Origin of the sequence: Rhizobium croatiense, from assembly GCF_019793465.1 — a bacterium.
In the GTDB taxonomy this organism is placed as follows: domain Bacteria; phylum Pseudomonadota; class Alphaproteobacteria; order Rhizobiales; family Rhizobiaceae; genus Rhizobium; species Rhizobium croatiense.
In genome coordinates this window covers 1-740 of record NZ_JAILYJ010000058.1, presented here as the reverse complement: position 1 = coordinate 740, position 740 = coordinate 1, and the positions used below count along the sequence as shown (strand labels likewise).

Below are 740 nucleotides of genomic sequence, written 5' to 3'. Positions count from 1 at the left end.
GCTGGATCACCTCCTTTCTAAGGAAGCTGTGGAACTGGTAAGACGCTGAGACATGTCTCAGATGAACCTTCCCGTGCTTTTTAGAACATAGATGGCACCAGTCAGGTGACCATCGCAACGTAATACGCCGCGTAGACTTCGGTCACGACGGTATGGCGGGCTGCGCCGTCCACGTTTCTCTTTCTTCAAGAAGACAAAGAACCGCGTCGATCCAGTTTAGGCTGGACCGGTTTGACGAGAATGGGCCCGTAGCTCAGTTGGTTAGAGCACACGCTTGATAAGCGTGGGGTCGGAAGTTCAAGTCTTCCCGGGCCCACCATTTGCCCAGCAAATCAGATTTGCTGTCGTGGATGGGGGTTGGGAATAGACGGCAGACGCGGAAAGTTGCCGAACCCGGGATATCCTGGGCGATCGAGCTGATGGGGCTGTAGCTCAGCTGGGAGAGCACCTGCTTTGCAAGCAGGGGGTCAGCGGTTCGATCCCGCTCAGCTCCACCAAATCGATTGGTGTTGAGACTGACGGTAACCGAGCGAAGCTCGCAAGCGCAAGGCGCGTCGCCAATCGTTTGGCGCCCCCGCGGAGCGCCTTCGGCGCGTGAGCGACAAATTTGTCTTTTGAAGAAATAAAAGTTTGCATCGGCTTATGGCCTGATGCCTGTTCTGCATACATTGTGAAGAGAAGATTGATCTGGAGGCTTCCAGGTGTTTTGGGTTTTGGCCCGAGACGTCCGAGCCCAGTTC

At 55.3% G+C, this 740-nt stretch carries 2 tRNA genes; both read left to right on the top strand.

From position 1 onward, the window contains the following. Positions 1-242 precede the first annotated feature (242 nt). Positions 243-319: transfer RNA gene (locus K6M89_RS30525), tRNA-Ile, on the top strand. A gap of 102 nt (positions 320-421) precedes the next feature. Further along, positions 422-497: transfer RNA gene (locus K6M89_RS30520), tRNA-Ala, on the top strand. Positions 498-740: the final 243 nt, after the last annotated feature.